The sequence below is a fragment of the Pseudomonas azadiae genome, assembly GCF_019145355.1.
GTDB classification, from domain to species: Bacteria; Pseudomonadota; Gammaproteobacteria; order Pseudomonadales; family Pseudomonadaceae; genus Aquipseudomonas; species Aquipseudomonas azadiae.
In genome coordinates this window covers 754,912-779,300 of record NZ_JAHSTY010000001.1, presented here as the reverse complement: position 1 = coordinate 779,300, position 24,389 = coordinate 754,912, and the positions used below count along the sequence as shown (strand labels likewise).

Annotated in this window: 19 protein-coding genes and 4 tRNA genes; 17 read left to right on the top strand and 6 right to left on the bottom strand. The window is 61.1% G+C overall.

What is annotated here, in order from left to right; all coding sequences use genetic code 11:
* Positions 1 to 16: 16 nt before the first annotated feature.
* Positions 17 to 961: a DNA/RNA non-specific endonuclease gene (locus tag KVG91_RS03465; RefSeq protein ID WP_169374973.1), complete on the bottom strand. Its 945-nt coding sequence runs from the start codon at positions 959 to 961 to the stop codon at positions 17 to 19.
* Between the two features lie 128 nt (positions 962 to 1,089).
* Between KVG91_RS03465 and KVG91_RS03460 the strand changes: the two genes are divergently transcribed.
* On the top strand, positions 1,090 to 2,154 hold the full coding sequence (locus KVG91_RS03460) for a M4 family metallopeptidase (protein ID WP_169374974.1): 1,065 nt from the start codon (positions 1,090 to 1,092) through the stop codon (positions 2,152 to 2,154).
* A 14-nt stretch (positions 2,155 to 2,168) separates the two neighbouring features.
* Positions 2,169 to 2,474, top strand: a complete 306-nt coding sequence (locus KVG91_RS03455; protein WP_169374975.1) for a protealysin inhibitor emfourin — start codon at positions 2,169 to 2,171, stop codon at positions 2,472 to 2,474.
* A gap of 215 nt (positions 2,475 to 2,689) precedes the next feature.
* Here the strand turns inward: KVG91_RS03455 and KVG91_RS03450 are convergent, their stop codons facing one another.
* Positions 2,690 to 4,081, bottom strand: coding sequence for an aldehyde dehydrogenase family protein (locus KVG91_RS03450; RefSeq protein WP_169374976.1), 1,392 nt, complete (start codon positions 4,079 to 4,081; stop codon positions 2,690 to 2,692).
* 103 nt (positions 4,082 to 4,184) lie between these two features.
* Between KVG91_RS03450 and ptrR the strand changes: the two genes are divergently transcribed.
* Entirely contained in the window at positions 4,185 to 5,057 is an 873-nt protein-coding gene (gene ptrR, locus KVG91_RS03445; RefSeq protein ID WP_169374977.1) for a putrescine utilization regulator PtrR, read from the top strand.
* Positions 5,058 to 5,162: 105 nt separating this feature from the next.
* On the opposite strand, the gene KVG91_RS03440 is transcribed toward ptrR, so the two are convergent.
* Both KVG91_RS03440 and KVG91_RS03435 read right to left on the bottom strand, forming a co-directional pair.
* The gene (locus tag KVG91_RS03440; protein ID WP_169374978.1) at positions 5,163 to 5,372 is read right to left on the bottom strand and encodes a hypothetical protein; all 210 of its coding nucleotides are present in this window, start codon (positions 5,370 to 5,372) and stop codon (positions 5,163 to 5,165) included.
* 99 nt (positions 5,373 to 5,471) lie between these two features.
* Complete coding sequence (locus KVG91_RS03435; protein WP_169374979.1) at positions 5,472 to 6,668, bottom strand: amino acid aminotransferase; 1,197 nt, start codon at positions 6,666 to 6,668, stop codon at positions 5,472 to 5,474.
* Positions 6,669 to 7,012: 344 nt separating this feature from the next.
* On the opposite strand from KVG91_RS03435, the gene uvrB reads away from it, so the two are divergent.
* The 13 genes from uvrB (at position 7,013) to KVG91_RS03370 (ending at position 18,942) form a co-directional block, all read left to right on the top strand.
* Positions 7,013 to 9,028: an excinuclease ABC subunit UvrB gene (gene uvrB / locus KVG91_RS03430; protein ID WP_169374980.1), complete on the top strand. Its 2,016-nt coding sequence runs from the start codon at positions 7,013 to 7,015 to the stop codon at positions 9,026 to 9,028.
* Between the two features lie 188 nt (positions 9,029 to 9,216).
* The gene (gltX, locus tag KVG91_RS03425; protein WP_169374981.1) at positions 9,217 to 10,698 is read left to right on the top strand and encodes a glutamate--tRNA ligase; all 1,482 of its coding nucleotides are present in this window, start codon (positions 9,217 to 9,219) and stop codon (positions 10,696 to 10,698) included.
* Between the two features lie 147 nt (positions 10,699 to 10,845).
* Positions 10,846 to 10,921 (top strand) — tRNA-Ala (locus KVG91_RS03420).
* A gap of 78 nt (positions 10,922 to 10,999) precedes the next feature.
* A tRNA-Glu gene (locus KVG91_RS03415) sits at positions 11,000 to 11,075 on the top strand.
* A 50-nt stretch (positions 11,076 to 11,125) separates the two neighbouring features.
* Positions 11,126 to 11,201, top strand: a tRNA-Ala gene (locus KVG91_RS03410).
* A 78-nt stretch (positions 11,202 to 11,279) separates the two neighbouring features.
* Positions 11,280 to 11,355, top strand: a tRNA-Glu gene (locus KVG91_RS03405).
* A 182-nt stretch (positions 11,356 to 11,537) separates the two neighbouring features.
* On the top strand, positions 11,538 to 12,077 hold the full coding sequence (locus tag KVG91_RS03400) for a TetR/AcrR family transcriptional regulator (protein ID WP_169377665.1): 540 nt from the start codon (positions 11,538 to 11,540) through the stop codon (positions 12,075 to 12,077).
* 15 nt (positions 12,078 to 12,092) lie between these two features.
* Positions 12,093 to 12,926, top strand: coding sequence for an alpha/beta hydrolase (locus KVG91_RS03395; protein ID WP_169377664.1), 834 nt, complete (start codon positions 12,093 to 12,095; stop codon positions 12,924 to 12,926).
* 40 nt (positions 12,927 to 12,966) lie between these two features.
* Positions 12,967 to 13,401: an acyl-CoA thioesterase gene (locus KVG91_RS03390; RefSeq protein WP_169377663.1), complete on the top strand. Its 435-nt coding sequence runs from the start codon at positions 12,967 to 12,969 to the stop codon at positions 13,399 to 13,401.
* 55 nt (positions 13,402 to 13,456) lie between these two features.
* The gene (locus KVG91_RS03385; RefSeq protein WP_169377662.1) at positions 13,457 to 14,434 is read left to right on the top strand and encodes a tRNA dihydrouridine synthase; all 978 of its coding nucleotides are present in this window, start codon (positions 13,457 to 13,459) and stop codon (positions 14,432 to 14,434) included.
* A 557-nt stretch (positions 14,435 to 14,991) separates the two neighbouring features.
* Entirely contained in the window at positions 14,992 to 15,924 is a 933-nt protein-coding gene (locus KVG91_RS03380) for a hypothetical protein (RefSeq protein WP_169377661.1), read from the top strand.
* A 262-nt stretch (positions 15,925 to 16,186) separates the two neighbouring features.
* Positions 16,187 to 16,948 (top strand): hypothetical protein, encoded by a 762-nt coding sequence (locus tag KVG91_RS03375; RefSeq protein ID WP_178115217.1) that lies wholly within the window; start codon positions 16,187 to 16,189, stop codon positions 16,946 to 16,948.
* Positions 16,949 to 17,010: 62 nt separating this feature from the next.
* Positions 17,011 to 18,942: a hypothetical protein gene (locus KVG91_RS03370; RefSeq protein ID WP_169377660.1), complete on the top strand. Its 1,932-nt coding sequence runs from the start codon at positions 17,011 to 17,013 to the stop codon at positions 18,940 to 18,942.
* Here the strand turns inward: KVG91_RS03370 and KVG91_RS03365 are convergent.
* Positions 18,939 to 21,860 carry a GGDEF domain-containing phosphodiesterase gene (locus tag KVG91_RS03365; RefSeq protein ID WP_169377659.1) on the bottom strand — a complete coding sequence of 974 codons (2,922 nt, stop codon included), beginning with the start codon at positions 21,858 to 21,860 and terminating at the stop codon, positions 18,939 to 18,941. The two genes, KVG91_RS03370 and KVG91_RS03365, sit on opposite strands and share 4 nt — an antisense overlap.
* 66 nt (positions 21,861 to 21,926) lie before the next feature.
* Positions 21,927 to 22,817: a LysR family transcriptional regulator gene (locus KVG91_RS03360; RefSeq protein ID WP_076953525.1), complete on the bottom strand. Its 891-nt coding sequence runs from the start codon at positions 22,815 to 22,817 to the stop codon at positions 21,927 to 21,929.
* A gap of 145 nt (positions 22,818 to 22,962) precedes the next feature.
* On the opposite strand from KVG91_RS03360, the gene leuC reads away from it, so the two are divergent.
* A complete protein-coding gene (gene leuC / locus KVG91_RS03355) occupies positions 22,963 to 24,381 on the top strand; it encodes a 3-isopropylmalate dehydratase large subunit (RefSeq protein ID WP_169377658.1) in 1,419 nt (472 codons plus the stop codon).
* The last annotated feature ends 8 nt before the right edge of the window (positions 24,382 to 24,389 follow it).

Genomic DNA, 24,389 nt, shown 5'->3' with positions numbered 1-24,389 from the left:
ATAGGCAACTGCCCGGTCAGACACGAATGTCGTCCGGGCCCTGTATCAGCGCTTCGATGCGCGTGCCGGTGGCGCGCTCTTCATTGCTGAAGCCGTCGTAGTCGGCCAGGTTGGCGAAACGGATGCCGGTCAGGCGCTCGATCTGGATCACGCTGCGCTGGTAGGTCCTGAGCTGGCCGAACATCAGGTCGAGCTGGCCCAGTTCGCGGCTCTGGTCAATCATGTAGGCGCTGGCGGAGGGCTTGCCGTCATCGCTGAGGTAAGCGACGACTTTCCAGAACGCCTTGGGAATTTTAACGCCCCGGTACACGCGGTCGTCGTCCCCGAACACTGGGCCGGTGAATACGGTGGCGCGGGCTTTCCAGCGTTGGGTGTTATCGAGGATGTAGTCCTCCAGTTCCAGCCAGGTCTTCTGGTTGAACCCGCTCATCTGCGGCGAGCAATTGGTGAAATGAAAGGTGTCGAAGTTGGCGGTCTTCGCCTCGTCGCCCCAGTTGGGGTCTTGCCGGCGTACCAGGTGGCCGCGATCAAGGCCGTTGCCGGCGTACAGGTCTTCGCCCACCTGTGCATCGATGGGCAGGCGGCCGTCGTAGGCCCAGGTGTCGTTGCTGCGGGCGACATCCACGTGCTGCGCGCCATCGATGTTGGCGCCTACATACAGCGCCAGCCGCCGCGAGCGTGACATCGTCACCGAAAAGTGCGTGTAGTCCAGGCGCTCGCCGCCGTTTTTCTGCGTCTGTACATCGCTCGCCAGGCGTTGCTCGACCGTGGGCCAGGGCACCACGAAGCCGCCGAGGAAATCCTCGGCATAGCCGCGCCGGTCCTTGAGGTCCTTGGCGGCGGTGACGCGGGGCGTCGCCGCCCTGGCCTCCAGCAGGGCAGGGCTGGGCGCGAGCAACGGGTGCAGGTCGGCGAGCCTTGGGCGGTGGGAAAGATCGATTTTGGCTTTAGGTGCTGGCATCGGTAAGTCCTCCTTGAATAAACACGACTGCAACATAGCTTAATGACAATTGATGAGGCGCATTGAACCCAGGAAGCTATCCTGAATCGATTACTTGGACGTTGTCACATGCCAAAGGGAGTCAGCCCATGTGTGTTCGCCAGCCTCACCGTCATCCGATTTTCTGCCTGATCCCACCGTACATGCTCGACCAGATCGCGCGCAACGGCGATAAAACCCAACGCGACGTTGCGTTACGCACCCGCGCCAAGGACAGCACGTTCCGCTCACTGCGCATGGTCGCGGTGCCGGCCAAAGGGCCCGCGCACATGGCCCTGGCCATGGGCGCCGGCAAGCGTCGCTCGATCTACAGCGCCGAGGGCACCGACAGCCTGCCGGGCACGCTGGTGCGTGGCGAAGGCCAACCCGCCAGCGGTGACGCAGCGGTGGACGAGGCCTACGATGGCCTGGGCGCCACCTTTGATTTTTTCGAACAGGTCTTCGACCGCAACTCCATCGACGATGCCGGCATGGCGCTGGACGCCACGGTTCACTTCGGCCAGAACTACAACAACGCGTTCTGGAACTCCAGCCAGATGGTGTTTGGCGATGGCGATGAGCAACTGTTCAACCGGTTCACCATCGCCCTCGACGTGATTGGCCATGAATTGGCCCATGGCGTCACCGAGGATGAGGCAAAGTTGATGTATTTCAACCAGTCCGGGGCGCTGAACGAGTCGCTGTCGGACGTGTTCGGCTCATTGATCAAGCAGTATGCGTTGCAGCAATCGGCGCAGGACGCCGACTGGCTGATCGGCAAAGGGTTGTTCACCAAAAAGATCAAAGGCACCGCGTTGCGTTCGATGAAAGCCCCCGGCACCGCGTTTGACGACAAACTGCTAGGCAAGGACCCTCAGCCTGGGCACATGGATGATTTTGTCCAGACCTACGAGGACAATGGCGGGGTGCACATCAACTCGGGTATTCCCAACCATGCGTTCTACCAGGTGGCGACGAAGCTAGGCGGGTTCGCCTGGGAGCGTGCGGGGCGTATCTGGTATGACGCGCTACGCGATGCGCGGCTGCGCCCGAACTCCGGGTTCCTGCGCTTTGCGCGCATCACGCACGATATCGCCGGTCGGCTCTACGGCGTGGGCAAGGAAGAACAGAAGGCGGTCAAGGACGGTTGGCAAGCGGTCGGCATTACGGTCTGACGTGAGGAACAACCATGCAAATTTCGCTCAAGGAAAATGGCGGGCCTGGGTTTTTCCCAGGTTTGGCCAAGCCGCGTACGGTGAAGCTGGACGCGCTGCCCGAACAAGACCAGCAGGAGTTGCGGCAATTGATCGACGCGTCGGATTTCTTCCAGTTACCGCAAAGTAAAGCACCCGCTCCCGGTAATCCAGGCCAGGTGCATTACACCCTGACCGTGACGGAAGGGGAGCGGGCGCATACCGTTTGTGTGCTGGCACCGGTGAAGTCCCAGGCGCTGGACGGGCTGGTGCAGTGTGTTCGGCGGCATATTCGCTGCTGAAGTTTCGGCTGCCCCTGATTAGTACCGTTCTAAGCAGTCGAAGCTGGATTTGAGGGGTATGCGGATCTGCTTTTCTGTGGGAGCTGGCTTGCCTGCGATGCAGACAACTCGATACATCAGGTACATCGAGTTGATGCCATCGCAGCGGTGCGGCGATCCGACAAGCCAGCTCCCACAGTTGATCTGCGGTGTTTTCACGAGCTTGCTCGCTTGGCTTACTTACGATCCAGCCACACAGTCTGCGCATTGCAGAATTCGCGTACGCCGAAATGCGACAGCTCACGCCCGAAACCGCTCTTTTTCACCCCACCAAACGCCACCCGAGGGTCGGAGACGCTGAAGGCGTTGACGAAAATCCCGCCAGTTTCCAGTTGGTCGGCCATGTCGCGTGCCTTGGCCGGGTCGGTGGTGAAGATGCTTGCGGTGAGGCCGAACTCGCTGTCGTTCGCCAGGGCCACGGCGTGGTCGGCGTCGCGGGCGGTGATGATCGAGGCCACCGGGCCGAACAGTTCCTGTTTGAACGAGGTCATCTGGTCGGTGACGTTGGCCAGCACGGTGGGCTCGTAGTAGTTACCGGCGCCCGGCACTTTATTACCGCCCAGCAGTAAGGTCGCGCCTTCTTCCAGCGTGGCCTGGACCTGGCCGTGCAGTTCGTCGCGCAAGTCGAAGCGCGCCATCGGGCCGATGTAGGTGGTGGCCGAAGTGGGGTCGCCCATCACCAGGGCACGGCTGGCTTCAAGGAATCTGGCGGTAAAGGCTTGCACCACACCCGCTTCGATGATCAAGCGCTTGGCGGCTGCGCAGACCTGGCCACTGTTCTGGAAACGGCCGATCAATGCCGCTTGCACGGCGGCGTCGAGGTCGGCGTCGTTGAGCACGATGAACGGATCGGAGCCGCCCAGTTCCAGCACACATTTTTTCAGCGCGGCGCCGGCCTGGGAACCGATGGCCACGCCGGCACGCACGCTGCCGGTCAGGGTGACGGCGGCGATGCGCGGGTCGGCAATGGCCTTTGACACGCCGTCGTTGGCCACGTTGATCACTTCGAGCAGGCCTTCAGCGAAGCCGGCTTTGCGGAACGCCTGCTGGATCAGGTAGGCGCTGCCCATCACGTTCGGCGCATGCTTGAGCACGTAGGTGTTACCGGCCAGCAGGGTCGGCACGGCGCCGCGCAGCACTTGCCACACCGGGAAGTTCCACGGCATCACGGCGAGGATCGGGCCCAGCGGGCGGTATTCGATCCGCGCGCTGCCGTTGTCCACCAGGGTCGCTTCCGGCGCGAGCATGGCCGGACCGTGGGCGGCGTACCATTCGCTCAATTGCGCGCATTTTTCGATTTCGGCACGGGCCTGGGCGATCGGCTTGCCCATTTCCAGGGTGATGGTCTGGGCCATTTCTTCGGCCTGCTCACGCAAGGCGCTGGCCAGGCTCAGCAGCAACTCGGCGCGCTGGCTGACCGGCTGGCGGCGCCAGGTGCGGAAGGCTCGGGTGGAACGGTCGAGGGCGGCGTCCAGTTGCGACGCGCTTTCGTAGGGGTAGCTGGCAACCGTTTCGCCATTGGCGGGGTTGATCGACAAGGCGTGGGTCTGGTGGGAAATAGCGTTCATGGCACCGTCCGGCTGAATGATTGAGATGGGCCCAGCCTACGGGGCTGTATCTTTTCTGGAAACTGAATAATATTAAGCAATATATTCACGATTGGAGAATGACTTGGACCTGGTGCAGCTGGAAATCTTCAAGGCCGTTGCCGAGCAAGGCAGCATCAGCGCCGCCGCGCAGTTGATTCATCGCGTGCCGTCGAACCTGACCACGCGCATCAAGCAACTGGAGCAGGACTTGGGCGTGGAATTGTTTATCCGCGAGAAAAGCCGCCTGCGCCTGTCACCGGCGGGCTGGAATTTCCTCGGCTACGCGCGGCGCATTCTCGACCTGGTACAGGAAGCTCGGGCCACGGTGGCGGGGGAGGAGCCCCAGGGCGCGTTCGCCCTCGGCTCGCTGGAAAGCACGGCGGCCGTGCGCATTCCGGCCTTGCTGGCGGCGTATAACCAGAAACACACCAAGGTCGAGCTGGACCTGAGCACCGGGCCCTCGGGCACGATGATTGAAGGCGTGCTGTCGGGACGCCTGACCGCGGCCTTTGTCGATGGCCCGGTGCTGCACTCGACGCTGGAAGGCGTGGCCGTGTTTGAAGAGGAAATGGTGGTGATCGCGCCGCTGCACCACGCACCGATCACGCGCGGGCAAGACGTGAATGGCGAGAACATTTATACGTTTCGCTCGAACTGCTCGTACCGGCACCACTTCGAACGCTGGTTTTCACAGGATGGCGCGGCGCCGGGCAGGATCTTCGAGATTGAGTCGTACCACGGCATGCTGGCCTGTGTCAGCGCCGGGGCGGGTCTGGCATTGATGCCGCGCAGCATGCTGGAAAACATGCCGGGCTTTGCGGCGGTGAGTGTGTGGCCGTTGGCGGACAGCTACCGCGTGTTGAATACCTGGCTGATCTGGCGCCGGGGCACGGTGTCGCAAAGTTTGAACAGTTTTGTGAAGCTTCTGGAAGAACGCGATCTGATCGCGCCATAGATCCAGTGTGGGCGCTGGCTTGCCTGCGATAGCATCAGCCGGGTCTGCCTGATACACCGCGGTGCTGGCATCGCAGGCAAGCCAGCTCCCACAGTTTGATCGTTATCAGCCCCCGAATTGCAGGGTGCCCATGGCCAATTTGGCCACGATGGCCGTGGCACCTAATTGCACCAACCACAGCGCCAGCCCACCCAGAAACACCCCCAGCGCCACTTGCAGCACCAGGCTTTTCTGGCGCTTGGCTTGCGGCGCGCGTGGGGTGAAGTGGTCCAGTTCGTCGCGGTCGGCACGCAGGTCCAGGTCGTCGTTTCTCATAGGGTTCTCACAGCAAAGGGGCGGTCGAGGTTCAGTCTAGGGGCTTGAGACGAAAAAGGGGAAGCCATCGGCTTCCCCTTCTTGTACAACGGCTACCGGTTACAGCACCTGAACGATTGCCTGTGTGACCGCGTTGATGTTCGACTGGTTCAACGCCGCCACGCAGATACGCCCGGTATCCAGGGCGTAGATGCCGAATTCGCTGCGCAAGCGGGTGACTTGCTCAACGGTCAGGCCGGAGTAGGAGAACATCCCGCGCTGGCGGCCGACAAAGCTGAAGTCGTGGCCCGGCGCAGCCTTGGCCAGTTCGGCGACCATCTGCTCGCGCATGCCACGGATGCGCAGGCGCATCTCGGCCAGCTCGGCTTCCCACTGGGCACGCAGCTCAGGGCTGTTGAGCACCGCTGCGACGATGGCCGCGCCGTGGGTTGGCGGGTTGGAGTAGTTGGTGCGGATCACACGCTTGACCTGGGACAGGATGCGCGCGCTTTCTTCCTTCGAGTCGCCGACGATGGACAGCGCGCCGACGCGTTCGCCGTACAGCGAAAACGATTTGGAGAACGAGCTGGACACAAAGAAGGTCAGGCCGGATTCCGCGAACAGGCGCACCGCAGCGGCGTCTTCGTGAATGCCGTCGCCAAAGCCCTGGTAGGCCATGTCGAGGAACGGCACCAGGTTCCGGGCCTTGACCACGTCCAGCACGTTTTGCCAATCGGCCGGGCTCAGGTCGACGCCGGTCGGGTTGTGGCAGCAGGCGTGCAATACCACGACGGACTGTGGCGGCAGGGCGTTGAGGTCTTCGAGCAGGCCGGCGCGGTTTACGTCGTGGGTGGCGGCGTCGTAGTAGCGGTAGTTCTGCACCGGGAAACCGGCGGTTTCGAACAGGGCGCGGTGGTTCTCCCAGCTCGGGTCGCTGATGGCGACCACGGCGTTTGGCAGCAGTTGCTTGAGGAAGTCGGCGCCCAGCTTCAGCGCGCCGGTGCCGCCAACGGCTTGCACGGTGACAACGCGGCCGGCTTCGAGCAGGGGCGATTGCGCGCCGAACAGCAGGGTTTGCACAGCCTTGTCATAGGCGGCGATGCCGTCGATCGGCAGGTAGCCACGGGCGGCGTGTTGCGCCACAAGAGTGGCTTCCGCTTCGGCAACGGCACGCAAGAGTGGAAGCTTCCCCTCCTCGTTGCAGTAAACGCCCACGCCAAGGTTGACCTTGGTGGTTCGTGTGTCGGCGTTGAATGCTTCGTTGAGGCCCAGGATTGGATCGCGTGGTGCCATTTCGACAGCGGAGAACAGGCTCATTTTTGCGGCAGCTCTATGGGGGAAGGGAGGGACGTGTCGCGCTCCAGCCGAATGCACTAGAGCGGTGCACAAACGGGGAGCTAGTATAGAGGCCATCACGGGCGAGGGCGACAGCGGAAAAGGCTTTTCGGCCAAGTTTTTCGGTTTATTTGCCGACCGTTAGTCTTATTGCAGCCGAGATCGGACAGGGCGCGTAGGACGACTACCTTGAAACCCGACACATTCGCCTCCACTTCTATGGCTATCATGGTTTTTTCCTACTGCGCGCTTTGAATTTTCGCGGGTGGTGGTCTATTTCGTCCTCGACGGGTCTACAGTCCGGGGGTGATTACACGAGGTACGTTATGTCGGATTTCCAACTCGTCACCCGCTTTGAACCCGCTGGCGATCAGCCGGAAGCCATTCGCCAGATGGTCGAAGGCATCGAGGCCGGCCTGGCCCACCAGACGCTGCTCGGGGTGACCGGTTCGGGCAAGACCTTCAGCATCGCCAACGTGATCGCGCAGATCAACCGCCCCACGCTGGTGCTGGCACCGAACAAGACCCTGGCCGCGCAGCTGTACGGCGAGTTCAAGGCGTTCTTCCCGAACAACGCGGTGGAATACTTCGTTTCCTACTACGACTACTACCAGCCCGAAGCCTACGTGCCGTCCTCCGATACCTTTATCGAGAAGGACGCCTCGATCAACGACCACATCGAGCAGATGCGGCTGTCGGCGACCAAGGCGTTGCTGGAGCGCAAGGACGCGATCATCGTCACCACGGTCTCGTGCATCTACGGCCTGGGCAGCCCGGAAACCTATCTGAAGATGGTGCTGCACGTCGACCGCGGCGACAAACTCGACCAGCGCGAGCTGCTGCGCCGCCTGACCAGCCTGCAATACACGCGCAACGACATGGATTTTGCCCGCGCCACGTTCCGCGTGCGGGGTGATGTGATCGACATCTACCCGGCCGAATCCGACCTGGAAGCGATCCGCATCGAGCTGTTTGACGATGAAGTCGAGAGCCTGTCGGCCTTCGACCCGTTGACCGGCGAGGTGATCCGCAAACTGCCGCGCTTCACCTTCTATCCGAAAAGCCACTACGTGACGCCGCGCGAAACCCTGATGGGCGCCATCGAGGGCATCAAGGCCGAATTGGCCGAGCGCCTGGAGTACCTGCGCGCCAACAACAAACTGGTCGAAGCCCAGCGTCTGGAGCAGCGCACGCGCTTCGACCTGGAGATGATCCTCGAGCTGGGCTACTGCAACGGCATCGAAAACTACTCGCGCTATCTCTCGGGCCGCGAGTCCGGCGCACCGCCGCCGACCCTTTATGACTACTTGCCGGACGATGCGCTGCTGGTGATCGACGAATCCCACGTCAGCGTGCCGCAGGTCGGCGCCATGTATAAGGGCGACCGTTCGCGTAAAGAGACGCTGGTGGAGTACGGTTTCCGCCTGCCGTCGGCGCTGGACAACCGGCCTATGCGCTTCGATGAGTGGGAAGCGATCAGCCCGCAGACCATCTTTGTGTCGGCGACGCCCGGCAACTATGAGGCCGAACATGCTGGCCGGGTGATCGAACAACTGGTGCGCCCGACGGGCCTGGTGGACCCGGAAATCGAAATCCGTCCGGCGCTGACCCAGGTCGACGACCTGCTCTCGGAGATTGGCAAGCGCGTGGCCCTGGAAGAGCGGGTATTGGTCACCACGTTGACCAAGCGCATGTCCGAAGACTTGACCGACTACCTGGCCGACCACGGCGTGCGCGTGCGCTACCTGCACTCGGACATCGACACCGTGGAACGCGTGGAAATCATCCGCGACCTGCGCCTGGGTACCTTTGACGTGCTGGTGGGGATCAACCTGCTGCGTGAAGGCCTGGACATGCCGGAAGTGTCACTGGTGGCGATTCTCGATGCGGACAAGGAGGGCTTCCTGCGCTCCGAACGCTCGCTGATCCAGACCATCGGTCGCGCGGCGCGTAACCTCAATGGCCGTGCGATTCTGTACGCGGACCGCATCACCGGCTCCATGGAGCGCGCGATCGGCGAGACCCAGCGCCGTCGCGACAAGCAGATTGCCTACAACCTCGAACATGGCATCACGCCCAAGGGCGTGTTCAAGGACGTCGCCGACATCATGGAAGGCGCCACTGTGCCCGGTTCGCGCAGCAAGAAGCGCAAAGGCATGGCCAAGGCCGCCGAGGAAAGCGCCAAGTACGAGAACGAACTGCGCTCGCCGAGTGAAATCACCAAGCGGATTCGGCAACTGGAAGAGAAGATGTACCAGTTGGCCCGGGACCTGGAGTTCGAGGCGGCGGCGCAGACGCGCGATGAGATTGGCAAGTTGCGCGAGCGGCTTCTGGCTGTCTGATCTGCATTGACTGGACTGGCGTCATCGCAGGCAAGCCAGCTCCCACAGTTTGATCTGTGAATACATTCAAATGTGAGAGCTGGCTTGCCTGCGATGGCAGCACCTCGGTCTCCCAGAATCCCCCACGCGGGTGTTACCATCCGCCCCTTGTTTCAATTTTCAGTTATATCGCCCATTCGAGACCTGCCATGACCACCGTCCGCACGCGCATCGCGCCATCGCCTACTGGGGATCCCCACGTCGGCACTGCTTACATCGCCTTGTTCAACTACTGCTTTGCCAAGCAGCACGGCGGTGAATTCATCCTGCGGATCGAAGACACTGACCAGCTGCGTTCCACCCGCGAGTCGGAACAACAGATTTTCGATGCCCTGCGCTGGTTGGGCATTACCTGGGCGGAAGGCCCGGACGTCGGCGGCCCTCACGGCCCGTATCGCCAGAGCGAGCGCAGCGACATCTATAAGCAGTACACCCAGCAATTGGTCGATATGGGCCACGCCTTCCCGTGCTTCTGCACCAGCGAGGAGCTGGACCAGATGCGCGCCGAGCAGATGGCCCGTGGCGAAACCCCGCGTTACGACGGCCGCGCGTTGTTGCTGTCGAAAGAAGAAGTGGCGCGGCGCCTCGCCGCCGGCGAGCCCCACGTGATCCGCATGAAAGTGCCGAGCGAAGGCGTGTGCGTGGTGCCGGACATGCTGCGCGGCGACGTCGAGATCCCGTGGGACCGCATGGACATGCAAGTGCTGATGAAGACCGACGGCCTGCCGACGTACTTCCTGGCCAACGTGGTCGACGACCATTTGATGGGCATTACCCACGTATTGCGTGGCGAAGAGTGGCTGCCATCGGCGCCGAAACTGATCCTGCTCTACGAGTATTTCGGCTGGGAACAGCCGCAGCTGTGCTACATGCCGCTGCTGCGTAACCCGGACAAGAGCAAGCTGTCCAAGCGCAAGAACCCGACTTCGGTCACCTTCTATGAGCGCATGGGCTTTATGCCGGAAGCCATGCTCAATTACCTGGGCCGCATGGGCTGGTCGATGCCGGACGAGCGCGAGAAGTTCTCGCTGCAGGAAATGGTCGACCACTTCGACCTGTCGCGCGTGTCTCTGGGCGGGCCGATCTTCGATATCGAGAAGCTGTCGTGGCTCAACGGCCAGTGGCTGCGTGACCTGCCGGTGCAAGAGTTCGCCAGCCGCGTGCAGCAATGGGCGTTGAACCCCGAGTACATGATGAAGATCGCGCCGTTGGTGCAGGGCAGGGTGGAGACCTTCAGCCAGGTCGCTCCGTTGGCCAGCTTTTTCTTTGCCGGTGGCGTGAACCCGGATGCCAAGCTGTTCGAATCCAAGAAGCTCTCCGGCGACCAGGTGCGCCAGTTGATGCAACTGATCCTGTGGAAACTGGAAGGCCTGCGCCAATGGGAGAAGGAGGCGATCACCGCGACGATCCAGGCGGTGGTCGAATCCCTGGAATTGAAGCTGCGCGACGCCATGCCGCTGATGTTTGCCGCGATCACCGGGCAGGCAAGTTCAGTGTCGGTGCTCGATGCAATGGAAATTCTCGGCCCGGACCTGACCCGTTTCCGTCTGCGCCAAGCCCTTGATTTGCTGGGTGGTGTGTCGAAGAAAGAAAACAAGGAATGGGAAAAGCTGCTGGGCGCTATCGCTTAAGCAGGCCACCGTAACGGTGAAACCCCGGTTTTCCGGGGTTTCACCGGTAAGTGATTGTTATCCCGGCAAAAAACTTTGGAAATTGTTGAAAATAAATTTGACACACTTCCAAACCGCCATTAAGATTCGCCCCGTCCTCACCGATGAGGGGCTATAGCTCAGCTGGGAGAGCGCTTGCATGGCATGCAAGAGGTCAACGGTTCGATCCCGTTTAGCTCCACCAATTTGCAGGTTCAAGGCTTGGCCACACCGGCCTTGAATTGATCAGTTCTCAGCACTGATCCGTTGTACAGAAGGTTTTGTCCCCTTCGTCTAGTGGCCTAGGACACCGCCCTTTCACGGCGGTAACAGGGGTTCGAGTCCCCTAGGGGACGCCAGTTTCAACAAGCAGCTCGAAAGGTCTGCTGCGTCGCGAGACGAAAAATCCGGGGCTATAGCTCAGCTGGGAGAGCGCTTGCATGGCATGCAAGAGGTCAACGGTTCGATCCCGTTTAGCTCCACCAATCTACAGGTTCAAGGCTTGGCCACACCGTCCTTGAACAGATCGGGCATCGCTTGATCAGGTTGTACAGAAGGTTTGTGTCCCCTTCGTCTAGTGGCCTAGGACACCGCCCTTTCACGGCGGTAACAGGGGTTCGAGTCCCCTAGGGGACGCCACGATTACCCGCTTTGCGGGATTTTTAAGGGTCATTCAATTATTGAATGGCCCTTTTGTTTGTCTGGCGTTTGGCCAATTCTTCTTCTCCCCTGCGTGTTCTCTTCTGACCAATGGTCATGCCTGTCGCTTGCCAAATATTATTGTGATAATAATATTCAACCCTTGAGAAACGGAGGCTTTGATGAGCGATAAAAAAGCGCAAACCCGCGAACGTATTCTGCAAGCCGCCAGCGCCGCGCTGATCCAGCGTGGCCCGGCCGAGCCGAGTGTGGGTGAAGTCATGGGTGCGGCGGGGCTGACCGTCGGTGGTTTCTACGCACACTTTGAAAGCAAGGACGCGCTGATGCTGGAGGCGTTCACCGAATTGCTGGCCAAGCGTCGCGCGTCGATTGACGACATCGATCCACAGCTGGCCGGGGAAGAGCGTCGCAGCCTGGTGGCGGCGTTCTACCTGTCGCGCAAGCACCGTGATTCCACGGCTCAGGCCTGCCCGATCCCGGCGACCGTCGGCGAGATGAGCCGTTTGCCGGATGAATTTCGCCAGGCGCTGAACGAGCACTGCGAACTGATGGCCGCGCAACTCGCCGTCAGCCCTGAAGACACCGACAAAGCGCTGGCTGACATGGCGCTGATGATCGGTGGCCTGGCCTTGGCCCGCGCGTTGGGGCCGGGGGAATTGTCTGACCGCGTGCTGCGCGCCGCCAAGTCGGCCGTACGCTAGAAGAGGGCTCTGCTGATGGGCACGCTGACCTGGGTTCGTCGCATCAACGGCACGCTGGGCCATCTGGCCCCGCAAACGGTCGCCAACAACATGCGTCGTGCCTTCATGACGCCGCGCACGTTGCCGCCGCGTGACTGGGAACTGCCGCTGCTGGCGCAATCGGAGCGCATCACCTTGCGCTTCGGCTTGTCGGCCTTGCGTTGGGGGCAGGGGCCCACGGTGCTGTTGATGCACGGTTGGGAAGGCCGGCCCACGCAGTTCGCCAGCCTGATCACCGCGTTGGTCGACAACGGTTATTCGGTGATTGCCCTGGACGGCCCCGCCCATGGCCGTTCGCCAGGGCGCGAAGCGCATGTGTTGCTGTTCGCCCGCGCCATGCTGGAGGCCGCCGCCGAATTGCCGCCGCTGCACGCCGTGATCGGCCATTCCATGGGCGGCGCCAGCGCGATGCTGGCGGTGCAGTTGGGCTTGCGCACCGAGGCGTTGGTGAGTATCGCCGCGCCGTCGCGCTTTCTGGATGCGCTGCGCGGCTTTACCACGATGGTCGGTTTGCCGGCACGGGCACGCTCAGCGTTTATCCAGGAAGTCGAGCTGACGTTCGGAATGCCGCTCAAGCATCTGGATGTGGCTCATTATCAGATGAATATCCCCGGCCTGATCGTGCATGCCGAAGACGATACCTTCGTCCCCGTCAAAGCCTCTCAAGCCATTCACGAAGCCTGGTTCGACAGCCGCCTGCTGCGCCTGGAGCAGGGCGGCCACCAGAAAGTGCTGGCCGACCCACGGGTGATCGACGCGACGCTTTCGCTGCTGGCCGGCTGTGGTTTACAGACGCTGCAAACGGCCTGATACACTCTCCCCGCCGACATTAATCGACGGGGAGCAAGGCATGGGCTGGGATTTGGCAACGCCGTTTATCATCGATCTGCAGGTTGCTCCTGAAGACATCGACGGCCTGGGGCACGCCAACAACGCGGTGTACGTGTCCTGGCTGGAGCGCTGCGCCTGGCGCCACTCCCAGCGCCTGGGCCTTGACCTTACCGAGTATCGCCGCCTGGACCGCGCCATGGCGGTGGTGCGCCACGAGATCGACTACCTGGCCGCGGGCTACCAAGGCGATGAGCTGCAACTGGCCACCTGGATCGTCGACTGGGACCGGCGGCTGAAGATGACCCGCCGCTTCCAGCTGTTGCGCCCGCGTGATGGGGTCACCTTGCTGCGCGCGAACACCACCTTTGTCTGCATCGAACTGTCCAGCGGCAAGCCCAAGCGCATGCCGCCGGAGTTTCTCGACGGTTATGGCCCCGCCCTGACCGGGGGTTAACGGTTGTTGTGGGAAACCCAGTAAACTGCGCCACGATTTTTGTTGAGTGTTATCCATGCAAATTGCTTTGGCGCCCATGGAGGGGTTGGTCGACAACATCCTGCGGGACGTGCTGACCCGTGTCGGCGGTATCGACTGGTGTGTGACCGAGTTCATCCGTGTCAACGATCGCCTGCTCACGCCTGCCTATTTCCACAAGCTCGCCCCCGAACTGCTGCACGGCGCCCACACCGCTGCCGGCGTGCCGCTGCGTGTGCAGTTGCTGGGCTCCGACCCGGTGTGCCTGGCGGAAAACGCCGCCCTGGCCTGCGAACTGGGCTCGCAAGTGATTGACCTGAACTTCGGTTGCCCGGCCAAGACCGTCAACAAGTCCCGTGGCGGTGCGGTGCTGCTCAAGGAGCCGGAGCTGCTCAACCAGATCGTCGAACACGTGCGCCGCGCGGTGCCGGCCCATATTCCGGTGACCGCCAAGATGCGCCTGGGCTTCGACAGCCCGGACGGCGCCCTGGTCTGTGCCACGGCCCTGGCCGAAGGTGGCGCGGCGCATATCGTGGTGCATGCGCGCACCAAGACCGATGGCTACAAGCCGCCGGCCCATTGGGAATGGATCCCGCGGGTGCAGGACGTGGTCAAGGTGCCGGTGTTCGCCAATGGCGATATCTGGAGCGTGGAAGACTGGAAGCGCTGCCGCGAAATCAGCGGTGCCGAAGACATCATGCTGGGCCGTGGCCTGGTGGCGCGTCCGGACCTGGCGCGGCAGATTGCCGCCGCGCGGGCGGGCGAGGAGGTGGTCGAGATGACTTGGGCGCAGATGCAGCCGATGCTCCAGGATTTCTGGACCCAATCGGTGGCGCAACTGACTGAGCGTCAAGCGCCGGGGCGTTTGAAGCAATGGCTGGCAATGCTGACGCGCAATTACCCGGAGGCCGTGGACCTGTTTACGCTGATGCGTAGGGAGACCGATCTGGGGCAGGTCGGACGGTTGCTGGGCATGCCTGGGCAACATGCACAGATCATGGTGTCGCAAGATTAGGTGCATATATATAAGTGTTTCATCCTTCGCTGTAACGGGCGCCGAAAGGCGCTTTTTTTTGTCTGAACGATTACCTTGGGCCGCAACAGCACGCTGTTTAGACGGGTGTGCAGTGATGATGGATGGTGCAGGGAACAGTGTTGTTGCGGGATATATGCAATTAAGCATGAGCCGTTGAGTTGATTGCTACGAGGTTTTAATTAACTTAGGCATGTCGGTCGGTTAATTAGATAGCTGTGCGCGCAACTAACATACGTCGTGCGTTTTAAAAAGGTTTGTTGTTGTCTTGAAGTTGCGTTCGCGCCACGGTGTTGCCTTAAGTGTCAGTTGCTGGGGCGCGTGGCGTGTGCAAAGTCTCGATTGTTAATGGATTGTCCATAGGCAAACATCCCTGTCGGGCATTTGGTTTCCTTATATAAGTTTGGAGTCGTCGGAACTCATCGTGGTTTCAACCCACGAATCTTGCGAGCTTGTTGAGCTCACCGTTGTTTTCCCACTCAGTCAATAAGTGTCGCGCGCCAGCCAATGCGCTAGTTGGGCGGCCTGAGGAATGTTAAATGTCTAATGTATCGACCAAACCCTTCGCGCCGATGAATGCAGAATATGCGAAACCTCATCAGCCATCCGTGCCAGTAAATAAGCCGCTCGAAGTATCTTCGTCGGCGAGCAGTGTGAGTGAGTTTCTACAACATACGGGTCGGGCGGCAGAAGAAAACACCGTCACCGTGAACAAAGAAACCATGGAAAGGCTATTTGCCATGTTTGAATACGCGGTCAAGGCCATGCGTAGCATGCTCGCCGGCATGGGGGTGCTGCCCAAGTTACCCGGTGAACAGATAGCTCAGGCTCAAAGCAAGCTTGGCGCTGACTCCAAGGTCGTTTCGCATGCAAACGCCAAGCCTCACATCGAGCCTCAAACGGATGCCAAGCCACAGGTGAAGCCCGGCCCGGACGTGAAGGTAAGGCCGTTCGGGCGTACTCAACTGGCGACTGGCCCTGACGGTCAGCTCAGCGCCAGGCCGGCGACGCCGCCGCTCGCTGAATCCGCGCAAACCAACAAGCCGTCTGCAGATATCAACGTGTCGGTGCAGGTCCAGAATTGTCATTGCCCGCAGACAGGCGAAAAAGTTGCGCGCGAACCCGCGCTCACCCCAAGAATTGATGCGCCATCCTCTTCACCGGTAGCGGTGACCACGCAGATCGACAACCCGCCGTCGCCACAGTCAACGGCCAATCCGAAGCGCGATGATACGCCATCGCCGCAGCCTCACGTCACCCCTGCAACCGTTGACAAGGCAGAACCCAAGCCGCCCGCGGAGCGGGATGCGACCACCTTGACCCCAGTTGAACCGCAGCCTGAGACACCTACTACACCGGACCTCACATCCCCTGCACCTGATGACTTGGAGGATGCTCCCGTCAGGCACTCCCGGAGGCGCCCCGATGAGCATCGCACCGCTGCCAGGCCAAGCCTGCGCTCACGCTACTGAGCCTGCTGCCCTGACAGATTGAACATAAATGTTGGCTCTCTGGCCCCTCGGCCAGGGAGCACTCAGTGAGGTGTGAAACATGTCATCGATAAGACGTAGAGAGTGCCAGCGGCCAACCCTGGATCTCAACCGGGCGCCTGGCTGTTCAGTTCGTGCGGCGACGAATGCGAGAGTCACGCACCGCCGCCGAACCGCGCGCCCTGCTCCCCGTACGGAAATCAAGCCCAAGGGCTTCGGCAATGGCCCCCACCCCGCGGCCCTGATGGGCATGCTGAGCGGCCTGTTCGGTGGGTTCTTCAAGCCGTTGCACAACCTTCTGTTTGGAGACACACGCCCGCCCGAGCCGAAGCACGACGACTTACCGCTGCCGCGCGTGCAGCCCCTTCCAGACGCGGCACCCTTCGATAAGCAAGACCCGTCCATTCACGGGCTTTCGACTAAGCGTAACGGTGTAAAGCCCAACAACATCTGGGATGGCTTTCGCCAAGGGAAACTTGGGAATTGCGTAACGGTCTCGGCGATCAAGGCGGCGATGGCGAAGTTCGGTCAAAGCCCGACCGATATTTTCAAGTCGGTTGAGAAAGTTGCGCAGGGTTATAAGGTTGTCATGCGCGATAATTTCGAGTTGCAGTTGAAACAGTCAGAGTTGGACCAGGCCAGCCTACGTTCCGGGTTTGTTTTATTGAATGACTGGGGAATGCTTAAGGATGCGTACTTTCTGTTTGCGTGTTCTGCCAAGCGTGCGCAGATGGAAAATAACGACGGATGGGCGCGCCGCAGTTTTGGAGCAGCGATAGACAGTCTTAATGATCGTGAAGACGAATGGGGACCGGGGGAAGGTTTAAAGCGTCTGGGATTGAAAGATCACATGCAGCGTGTTCCGGCGCTTGCCCTCGCTGACCGATCGTTGATCGGTATGGTCAACCGGCGCGGACACTCGGTAGCCGTGGTGGATGGGCGCGAGGAGAACTACGGCAGACAAGGCCGCCAGCCGACCGATGGGCAAGCCATCGCGTTGATCTAGCGTCGATCCTCCCACGTCTTTTTAAGGGCGCGTTCCACTACTTTCATAAACGAGTTAATGATATGCCTACGTTTGCAATTGAATCTTTCTCTCGATCAACCGGCTCGACGGCGCAATCAGCAAGCAGCACTCAAAAAGAACCTTTTGACCTTACCGCTTTTGAAGCCTCTGAACGCGGCTTCGGCGAGCATTTCAATGCGAGTTCCCACAGCGCAGTGATCAAACTGATGATGCTGACGTTTGGCGCGCACCCTGGCGATATGTTCAACGAGGTACAGGACAACGGCGACGGTTATGACGTGACAATGAAAGATGGTTACCGACTGCATGTTTCCAGGCAGGAGTTGCAACAGGCGGCCGCTGCTTCACGTTTTACCGGGGCTGACAGTGATGCACTGAACAGTGCCCATTTCGCGTTGGCGGTGTTCGCCAAGCGTAAACAGCTGCGCAGCGGCAACGGCGGTGATGTGCACGGTTTCGAGTCGGCCTTGACCCGTTCTTTGCAAGGTGAAACCACCTTTAACATGCTCAAGGGCATGGGTTTGTCCGGCCATCTCCAGTACGTACCCACCGCGACGGTTATCAGCAATGGCGGGTCGGGGGTGGCGGACAGCTACGATTTTGGCTCCTCGCTGATCCATGCCGGCCAGGCGCACCTTTTCGGCAGGCAGCGTTCGCCGGATCGTAGTGCTATGTACACGCTGGTAAGTGATGGCGCACCCAGGCCTCGCATCCTGCCTGCCCCCGTGAAACCTATTGTCCTGCCCAAGGTTGGCCCGAACACAACGGATACGCGACCTCAGGCCAACGAGGTTCTGCAGGGTTTCACCGTACCCACGGGAAATTTTGGCGAAACGTTCGACCTGAGCAGCCATACCGCAGTGATCAAGATGATGATGCTCAGGTTTGGTCGGTCTCCCTGTGAGATGTTACAAAAAGTCGAGAAGACGCAGAACGGGTACAACGTCACCATGAAAGATGGTTTTGAGGTGACTTTGTCAAGGCAAGAGTTGCAGCATACCGCCAACGTTTCGCGGTTTACCGGCCCCGACGCACAAATGGTCTGCAGTGCCAATTTCATGCTGACGGCCTTCGCCAAGCGCAAGCAAGCTGTGCGCGAGGTTCAGTTTGATGCGGCGTTGTCGGGCACTCTGGGGGGAGAAACCATTTACAACACTTTAAAAGGGATGGGCCTGACCGGCTTTTTACGTCTTGTGCCACCCGAAAAGCTGCGCGATCCCCACGGCATCGGTGTCGTCGGCCCCTCTAACTTTTCAGGTGCATTGGTGTTAGGCGGCATCAAACACAGCAGTGGTGAACAAGCGGCTGTCACAAAGGACTATGGCTATCAGCTTGCCTTAGATCAGCCTGTTGAGCCCAATGCCAGACCCGCGCAATTCCAGGCAGCCCCCATCGGCGCCAAACCTGCCGATATCTGGGGTGGCTTCTATCAGGGTGTGGAGGGCAATTGTGTCACGGTGTCGGCGATCAAGGCGGCGATGATGAAGTACGGCCAAAACCCTTTGGGGATCTTCAAGCGAATCACTGAGACGCCGCAAGGGTTCACCGTCACCATGCGCGATGGCTGCACGGTGCGCCTGACTCACGCCGAATTGGAAAGGGCGCGTGCGGCGGCCAACTTCTACGGGACGGACAAGGGGCTGGTTGACGACGCCGTGTTCCTTTACGCCGCGAGCGCCAAACGTGCCCAGCTGGAGAATCACGAGTTTCGCGCCGGCGCCGGCTTTGACGCGGCACTGAAAACGTTGAACGACGGTGAGATGCCCGGCGATGCGTTGCGCCGCCTAGGTCTGTACGCGTTCATCCGCCCGAGCAGCGTGCAGGAACTGGCGGCAGGTGTGCCCGGGACCCTGGCGAACTACGGACATTCGGTGGCCGTTGTTCAGGGCGCCTTTGATGATTATGGCGACAAGCGCGACTTGCGAGACACGCGCTGGATGCGAAAGGACGGCCGCGCGCTGAAACTGGTTTAACCCCGACTTTCCCCCGCCAGCAAACGCTCCCGGAACCCGATCAAGGGCAACGGCCGGCTGTGCAGATACCCTTGGTACAAATGGCAACCCAGGCCCTGCAGGAAGGCCAGTTGGTCCTGGGTTTCCACGCCTTCGGCAATCACCTCCAGGTTCAGGCTGCGGGCCATCGCCACGATGGCGCGGATGATTTCTGCGTCGTTGGGGTCATGGGTGGCGTCACGTACGAAGGATTGGTCGATCTTCAGCGCGTCCACCGGCAGCCGCTTGAGGTAGGTAAGCGATGAATAGCCGGTGCCGAAGTCATCCATCGCAAAGCTGACGCCGAGTTTCTTCAGGCGGCGCATTTTGCTGATGGTGTCGTCCAGGTTCTGGATCACGATGCCTTCGGTAATTTCCAGTTTCAGCAGGCTGAACGGCAGTTGGTGCTGCTTGAGGCTGCGTTCGACCCGCTCCACGAAGTCGTTCTGGCGAAACTGCCGGGGGCTGATGTTCACACACAGGCTGAAATTCAACGGGTCTATCAAGCCTTCCGCGATCAACAGTTCAAAGGCGGCGCAGGCTTCATCGAGGATCCAGGTGCCGACTTCAAGGATCAGGCCGCTGTCTTCAAGCACCTTGATAAATTCGGACGGCGATTGCGCGCCCAGTTGCGGATGCTGCCAGCGCACCAGCGCCTCGGCGCCGACAATCTTGTTGCCACGCGCATCCACTTGCGGCTGGAAGTGCACGCTGAACTCACCGCGCGACAGGGCCAGGCGCAGGTCGGTCTCCATACGCAGGCGTTCGCTGGCGGTTTTCTGCATGCTGTTGTGGAACATCTGCGTGGTATTGCGTCCTGAATCCTTGGCACGGTACAGCGCGATGTCGGCGCGCTTGAGCAAGTCCGCCGGCGTGGAGCCATGATCGGGAATCAGCGCCACACCGATACTCGGTGTGACTTGCAGGCGGTGGCCATCGAGGAACATCGGCTCCGAGAGCAGCTCGCGCAGGGTATCGGCCAGCCCCTGCACCTGGCGGCTGACTGTCATGCGCGAGCCCTCCAGGCCGCTGAACAGCACCACGAATTCATCGCCGCCCAGGCGCGCCACGGTGTCTTCCATGCGCACGCTGGCTTCCAGGCGCGCGGTGACGATTTTCAGCACCGTGTCGCCTACCGGATGCCCGAGGGAATCGTTGATGTGCTTGAAGTGGTCAAGATCAAGGAACAGCAGCGCGCCGCGCAGGTTGTGACGCTTGAGCAGGGCGATTTGCTGGCTCAGGCGGTCCATCAGCAGGGCGCGGTTGGGCAGGTTGGTCAGCGGGTCGTGGTAGGCCAGGTGGCGGATCTGCGCCTGGGCGTTTTTCAGCAGGCTCACGTCCCGGGCGGTCAGCAGCAGGCACGGGGTTTCATTCAAGGTGATGGGCTCCACCGAAACTTCCACCGCCAGCAACTCGCCGCGCTTGTTGTGCCAGAGCATTTCCAGGTGGCTGATACGGCCTTTGATCTGCAATTGGGCCAACAATGCGGCGCGTTGGTTTTCGTCGGCCCAGATGCCGATCTGGTAAAACGTCAGGCCAATGGCTTCCTCGGCGCGGTAGCCGGTCAGGCGGCAGAAGCCGTCGTTGACCTCCACATAGCGGCCGGTGTCGCGCTCGGTGATGGAAATCGCATCGGGGCTGGAATGGAACGCCTTGGCGAATTTCTCTTCGCTGGCCTTCAGGGCGGCTTCCGAGCGTTGTTGCTGGGTGATGTCCCGCAACGTGGTGACGATGCACGGCTGGTCGCCGACCTTGATCAGGCGGCTGGAAACCACGCAGGTGAGGCTCTGGCCGTCCTTGTGATGCACCACAAGCGCCACATTGCTCAGCGCCTGCTCGCGGATGACCCGCTCGATCCGCTGCAGGCGCTTGCTCGACTCATCCCACAGGCCGATCTGCTCGGCGCTTTTGTCGATCACCTCGGCGGCTGTCCAGCCAAAGGTCTGGGTAAAGGCGGGGTTGATCTCGATAAACGCGCCGTTGTCCAGGCAGGTCACACAGATCGGGTCTGGACTGGCCTGGAACAGGCTGGCGAATTTTTCTTCGGAGGCGATCAGGCGCTGTTCGCGTTCCACCTGGTCGGTGATGTCCAGCAGGGTGCCGGCCATGCGCAACGGTGCGCCGTGTTCATCGCGGTACAGGCGCGCACGGCTTTCCAGATAGCGCGAGCTGCCGTCTTCCATGGGCACGCGGTAAGTCAGCTGGTAGCTGCCGGCCGGGCCCTCGCGCAGGGTGCGATAGGCGTTGCGCATGTTCTCGCGCTCTTCGTCGGGCATGCCTTCGAAAAACGCTTCGAAGGATTCATGGAACGGTTCCGGCGGCAGGCCGTGCAATTGGGCGGCGCGTGCCGAGCCATAGAGCATGCCGGTGGGAATGTGCCAGTCCCAGGTACCCAATTGCGCCGAATCCAGGGCCAGGTCGAGGCGTTCCTGACTGTCCTTGAGCGCTTGTTCGGCATGCTTGCGCTGAGTGATTTCGCGAATCACGCCTATCATTTGGCGCCGGCCGGACTTGTCGGGCACCAGGCTGCCGCTGATCTCCAGCCAGTGCTGGGTCCCATCGGGCCAGGCAATGCGATGGTGCATGGCGTGCTCGGTCGGCTCGCCAGCCAGCACCGCATGAAACGCCCGCACCACCCTGGCACGGTCCCCCGGTGCCAGCAGGTCGAGGTAGTCCAGGTCCTTGGGCAACGGCTGGCGCGGGTCGAAGCCGAACAACGCCTGGGTGCCCCGCGACCAACTGATCCGGCCGGTGTCGATTTCCCAGCACCATGCGCCCAGCCGCGCAGCATTCAGCGCGGCCAGCAACTGCGGAGCACTTTCCCAGCTTTGTTCCGCCTCTTGAGGATCCAGGGCGTAGATACGCGGCAGGGGCGGCACGGAATTGAAGGGGTTGGGCATTGTCACAGGGCCTTGGCTCGATGGGCATTCGGCGCGGCTTTGATCAAACCTTGAGGCCGCACGGTGTCATGCCGGTATCCGTGGCAGATCGACCTGTGCATCCAATAGGCTCATGAAAGCCCGCGCAGCATTCGACAGCGTCCTTTCGGTGTGCACGATATAGCCTAGCTGGCGACTGAGCTGTATGCCCGGCAAAGCGATACTTGCCACCTGATCATCGAGCATGGTGCGCGGCAATACGCTCCAGGCCAGGCCGATGGACACCATCATCTTGATGGTTTCCAGGTAGTTGGTGCTCATCGCAATGTTCGGGGTGAGGCCCTGGGCCTCGAACAGCCGGCGGACGATATGGTGGGTAAAGGTGTTGCCGCCGGGGAAAACCGCCGGGTGCCCGGCAATATCGGCCAGGCTGATGTTGCCATTGCTGATCAGGCTGTGCTCGGGCGCCACCACGAAATCCAGTGGGTCGTCCCACACCGGGGTGGCCCGCACAAGGTGATGAGGGTCGGGCGCGAGGGTGATCACTGCCACTTCGGCACGGCCATGGAGGATTTCTTCGTAGGCCACTTCTGAATCGAGGAACTGAATATCCAACGCCACGTTCGGGTATTGCCGGGTAAAAGTGCGCAGCACCGGCGGCAGGCGGTGCAGGCCGATATGGTGGCTGGTGGCCAAGGTCAGGCGGCCGCTGACTTCGCCGGTGAGATTGGTGAGCGCGCGGCGCGTGTCGTCCAGCACGTTGAGGATCTGATAAGCCCGCGGCAGCAGGGCGCGCCCGGCTTCGGTCAAGCCGACTTCACGACCCAGGCGGTCGAACAATCGCACCTTCAATTGTTGTTCCAGGCCGGCAATGCGCTTGCTGATGGCGGGCTGGGTCAGGTGCAGGCGCTCACCGGCGCCGGAGAAACTGCCGGTCTCGGCGATGGCGATAAAAGCATTGAGGTTGGCCAGGTCCATTGGTATTCCAGTTGGTAATCCAAAGCATAAAAAATATGAATTTGAGTTATTTAATGTAGCGCCATACCATCAGCCTCACAAGCCAAAGGGTTATTGAATGTTTCAAGGCCCGGGGCATAGAAAGACCTGTGATGAGGACCAACTGATGGCCGGCAAAACGCTTTACGACAAGCTTTGGGATTCCCATGAAGTGAAACGGCGCGACGATGGCTCGTCGCTGATCTATATCGACCGTCACATCATCCATGAAGTGACCTCGCCCCAAGCGTTCGAAGGCCTGCGGCTGGCCGGGCGCAAGCCTTGGCGCGTCGACTCGATCATCGCCACCCCGGACCACAACGTGCCGACCACCCCGGAGCGCAAGGGCGGCATCGACGCCATCGCCGACACCGTGTCGCGTCTGCAGGTGCAAACCCTCGACGATTACTGTGACGAATATGGCATCACCGAATTCAAGATGAATGACGTGCGCCAGGGCATCGTGCATGTCATCGGCCCGGAGCAGGGCGCCACCCTGCCTGGCATGACCGTGGTCTGCGGCGACTCCCACACCTCGACCCACGGTGCGTTCGGCGCCTTGGCCCACGGCATCGGCACCTCCGAGGTGGAACATGTGTTCGCCACCCAGTGCCTGGTGGCCAAGAAGATGAAGAACATGCTGGTCCGCGTCGAAGGCAAGCTGCCGTTCGGCGTGACCGCCAAGGACATCGTCCTCGCCGTGATCGGCAAGATCGGCACCGCCGGCGGTAACGGCCATGCCATCGAATTCGCCGGCAGCGCCATCCGCGACCTGTCCATCGAAGGCCGCATGACCATCTGCAACATGTCCATCGAAGCCGGTGCCCGTGTGGGCATGGTGGCGGCGGACGAAAAGACTGTTGAATACGTCAAGGGCCGCCCATTCGCACCCGCAGGGGCCGATTGGGACGCCGCCGTAGAAGCCTGGAAAGACCTGGTGTCCGACGCCGACGCGGTGTTCGACAGCGTGGTCGAACTCGACGCTACGCAAATTAAGCCGCAAGTCAGTTGGGGCACCTCGCCGGAAATGGTGCTGGCCGTCGACCAGAACGTACCGGACCCGGCCCAGGAAACCGACCTGGTCAAGCGCGGTTCCATCGAGCGCGCCTTGAAGTACATGGGCTTGAAAGCCAACCAGGCGATCACCGACATCCAGCTGGATCGCGTGTTCATTGGTTCCTGCACCAATTCGCGGATCGAAGACCTGCGCGCCGCGGCGGTGATCGCCAAGGGCCGCAAGGTGGCCTCGACCATCAAGCAAGCCATCGTGGTGCCGGGTTCGGGCCTGGTCAAGGCGCAAGCCGAGGCCGAAGGCCTGGACAAGATCTTCCTCGAGGCCGGTTTTGAATGGCGTGAGCCGGGTTGCTCGATGTGCCTGGCGATGAACCCGGATCGTTTGGAGAGCGGCGAGCATTGCGCGTCCACCTCCAACCGTAACTTCGAAGGGCGTCAGGGCGCTGGCGGGCGTACCCACCTGGTCAGCCCGGCCATGGCCGCCGCCGCTGCCGTCAACGGTCGTTTCATCGACGTTCGCGAATTGATCTGAGGAGTATC